This is a genomic window from Chitinophaga sp. (genome assembly GCF_035564935.1).
Classification (GTDB): Bacteria; Bacteroidota; Bacteroidia; order Chitinophagales; family Chitinophagaceae; genus Chitinophaga.
This window is the reverse complement of the sequence record NZ_DATMTE010000684.1, coordinates 1-4046: the sequence shown is the minus strand read 5'-3', so window position 1 is coordinate 4046 and position 4046 is coordinate 1. Positions and strand designations below refer to the sequence as shown.

The following is a 4046-nucleotide window of genomic DNA, read 5'->3' as shown; positions in this document are numbered from 1 at the left end:
CTTTTGAATTTTTCTATGAGACTGTCTACCGCCGTGTAGTATTTTTTCTTATCCTTGTCATATCCTTTCTTAAAGGCGTCATAACTGGCCTGTAAAGTAGTATCCGGGTTTTCTTTGAGATATTCTTCCGCTTTGTTTTCCGCGAAATCCCAGAACCCGGCGTCATTGTCTTTTCCATACTGCGCGCGTTCTGCCGGTGGTACTTCTTTATGAACAATAATGATCCAGTTATTTTTAAACTCCTTTAGCGCCAGCTGTTCCTGTTGCTGTGCAATAAATACCTCTTTTCTTTTGGCGGCGTTCAGTAATAGGTCATCTCTTTTCCGGACAATGGAAAACCGGTAGCCAACTGCCAGCCTGGAAGATACATTTCCTGAATCAACAATAGCGCCGATGCTGAAGGAAGAATTATACCAGAACCTTCGTTTACCATAATCTTCCAGCGTCCAGTTCTTGCTGGCCAGTTTACCGGGAGAAAATTCCACGGCAAAATTACGGGGAATCACGCCCTGCCCGTTTGAATAAAAGGGAGACAGGCTAAGGGCAAATTTTTGAATATCGGAGGGCCGTAACAGGTTGGATGGATCTGCGCCCAGCGCCTTAAAGGCCGGCATGTCCGGAACAGAAAAGTTCAGCAGGTAATGTTCGGTACTGTCTGTTTTAAACTGTGCAGATGCCTGGAAGGAAACAAGCAACAGTAACAAACCTATCTTTCTCAATGGTAACATACAAGGGTTTTAAAAGGATAGCATCAATTCTTTTTAGCCATCAGCTGTAGTAAAATATCTTCTGTTTTGCCGGTAACATCAGTACCTAAAGTAGCGGTAGTACCAGCACCAACCTGGTCGCTGCCTATTACTTTGGCGGTATCAAAATCATCTCCCTGCAACACGCTTACTTTTAACTTATATCCATTATCGTCTTTATACTTCCTTACCCTGAAGGAAATATCCAGCACTCTTTTGTTAAAGCTGATCAGCGGTTCTCCGGGTTTATAGTCGTTTTGCACCAGGTAATGGTCCGGCTGGGGAAGTTCGTTGCTGTTTTGCCGGAGGGGTTTTGTCAGTATGGGCAGTTCATCGGCGGTAGCGGCCCACATCTGGTAGATGTAAGTAATAAAGTAGATGCCGGTCATTTCTATTCTTATCCATAGTTTTCCACCATTCGGGTCATAGGATACCTTTTTCATGATATGCAGATTAGGCTTTAAAATTAGTATTTAAAGTTTATGGTTATACCTTCTTCATTTCATTGCTTCCACTACCAGCACCCAGTCGTTCCCTGCGCCGGTAGCAGGCGGTGTAAACGTAACGGCGGACGCCTGTTTTATAACCCCGATGCTTGTTTTTTCTGCATTGCGCGGGTTAAACCACCAGCAGTTCAACCGTGCAGCTTTTATAACGGCAGTGTTCACGCGTAGTGATTTACCAATGGGCAAATACACCATAAGATAGGTACCCGCAATATCCCTGAAGGCTTCCATATGTGCGCCGCCATCCCCCTGGCCCAACAGGATCAGAGAAAGGTCGGGTACACGGTTTAGTGCGCCGTGCAGGGTAATAAGCCGGCGAAGATAACCGGCCTGGAATGCACCGGGCCGGTCCAGCGCATTGATCCAGCCCCTGTCGGGATAATTGATGGCTTCCTCACGCGCGCTCATGAATTGCCACACTGCATGATGCCCGTAAGTAACGCCACAGGCGCCGGCAAATACGGAGCGATACAATTGCTTACGCACATCATAGTCCCTGAAATAGCCATTGTCGGGGTTCCATTTGGGCCATGGATTCACAGGATGATCTTCGTAATTGGGTTCTGCATCCAGTACGGGCGTTACCGGTAATTGCTGCCGGTGTTTCCGTACAAATTCCCAGCATGGCACATCATGCCCGCTGCCATGCCCGCTCTGGAACATATGGATGTTCAGCCAGGATTCCTGTTGCAGCCATTGCGAACTGCTGCTGCCCCCGGAGGGATGGTAAGCAATAATACATTGCCCTGCAGTGCCTTCCTGTATGCCCCTTGCCATTGCCCGCCAAACAGGACGCCAGTCGCTGCTGTCCTTTACAGCCGGGCGGTCGCCTCCCAGTATCCAGATAATGTTTTTAGCATCCCGGTACCTGCTGCCTATCCATTTCCCATAGGTGTAAGCGTTAGTACTGTCAAATACCACAGGCCCTTCGCCCCATAGCTTTGTCACTTTATCGCCCCAGGTGGGAAGCAGCCCGATATACAATCCCCGCTGCATTGCCCAGCGGATGGTGCTGTCTATCAGCATGAAATAAGCATTATTGGGAGTTGCGGGATTTTCATCCAGGAAGGGAATCTGCCCGTAGCGGTTGGGTTTACGGATACCATTGAACTCCGCCAGCGCCACGGCTTGTATTACGGTAAAACCTTTACCGGCACGGTTATCCAGGTAGTATTTTATTTCAGCGGTATCCAGCCGGTGAAATAATTCCCAGCCGGTATCGCCCAGCCAGAAAAAAGGTTGTCCGTTGGCGTATTGCAGGTAATGCCCATCAGGCGATACCTTCAATCGCTCCGGCATTTGCGCCCGGATGCCAATACAATAAAGAAGGCTGCACAGGAACAGTAACTTATTTTTCATAATGGGAATATTCCTTAGAAAAATAAAGCTTTTCAGGAATAAATGCAGCGGTTATTGTTTTCCGGGAGATAAACCGGCAGCAGTTACTGTTGCAGTTCAATCACGGTGCTGTCTTTCGTAAAGCGGGTATCCTTTACAGCACCGGTGCCGGAGAAGCGGTATTGTACGCCTACAATATCCGAAGGCGGATTGGAAAAGGTCAGTTCAGCAGCGGCGGTATCATTCACATAAAACTGCATATGCCTGTTGTGTGTAACCACACGCAGCTTTACCCACTGTGCGAGATCGGCGCCAAACTTCGAGAGATCGGCGTTCCGGCTGTTGATAGCAGTGCCGGCGGCAAACAGGGATAGCTCTCCTACACAACCGGGTGCACACAACGGGATAAAGATCACATCATTTTTACACAGGATCAGTAATTCCACCCGTTGGCATGCAGCAGTGCCCTGCCGGAAATCACTTTTCAGCGTAGTTTCAAAAGTAAAGTGGTCGTTCTTAAGATCGCCGAACGGCTGCACATAAAAAAAACGCAGCGCCGGCGGCACGGGTTGCAGGGGCAGGTGATATTGTGATAACAGCGTTTCATTTACTTCTACGCCGTTTCCTTTCATCACTTCGTTCTTCCGGAAATACAAGGGTGTGCCCGGCTCCTGCTCTACCAATGCGAGCCAGCCACCGGAGCCTATCATCAGGTCATGTTCTTTTACAATTTGTTTATTGACCATTAATTTGGCCCTGAAATAACCTGGTGTATAATAAATAGCGGTAAAGGTGTTTTCCTTCGCAGATACCGGTACCTTTCTCCGGATATCCCAGCTTTGCGAAATAAAAACAGAATCTTCCCCTGCCGCAGCAGCGTTGTAGTTGAAAATAACAGAATTGGGCACTCCCTCTCTTACTATTTTGTTGGAGCTAAAAGAAAAAGCGGCGGTATTAAGCGGCTTTCCCGGTTTGGTGTTGGATAACAGTAAAGCATATACGAGGATGCCCGCCGGTAAAAGGGCCAGCAACCAGTAGGGCCATTTACGGCGTTTCCGCGGAGCGGCGCTGGCAGGATAACCGGTTGTTTCGCTGCTATATACTTCCAGGTTGTTTGCAATACTTCCTGCTGAAATATACCCGGGCGCCGTATTGGCCAAGGCTGCCGCATCGCCTGGCAACGGACTGGTCACTGCATTTGCGGGCGTCACATCTCCTTTTACAGGGAAAGCCCCCGCTTTTTCCCCCGGCGCCGGCGCAACAAGGCGCTTAAACTCCCGCCAGTCGGCATACCCGGCATATTGCGCCAGCGTATTCAGGGTGGTGGTAGCCGGCATATTGGTATATTTCAGTTTTCCCCACAGCCGTTTCAGGGTGGTAACACTCAGCAAAACCCCGGTGACCTCTTCTATCGCTTCACTTAGTTTTTCAAAATCATAGGTGGTCCATTCGCTGC

The 4046-nt window shown here is 48.9% G+C and carries 4 protein-coding genes; all 4 read right to left on the bottom strand.

Going from position 1 to position 4046, the window contains the following annotated elements:
* On the bottom strand, window positions 1–728 hold a 728-nt coding region (locus tag VN105_RS17720; protein WP_325642860.1), incomplete at its 3' end, for a hypothetical protein.
* A gap of 23 nt (window positions 729–751) precedes the next feature.
* On the bottom strand, window positions 752–1189 hold the full coding sequence (locus tag VN105_RS17715) for a hypothetical protein (protein ID WP_325642859.1): 438 nt from the start codon (window positions 1187–1189) through the stop codon (window positions 752–754).
* Window positions 1190–1243: 54 nt separating this feature from the next.
* Entirely contained in the window at window positions 1244–2611 is a 1368-nt protein-coding gene (locus VN105_RS17710) for a glycoside hydrolase family 140 protein (RefSeq protein ID WP_325642858.1), read from the bottom strand.
* Between the two features lie 83 nt (window positions 2612–2694).
* The coding region (locus tag VN105_RS17705) for a hypothetical protein (protein WP_325642857.1) at window positions 2695–4046 on the bottom strand (1352 nt) is incomplete at its 5' end.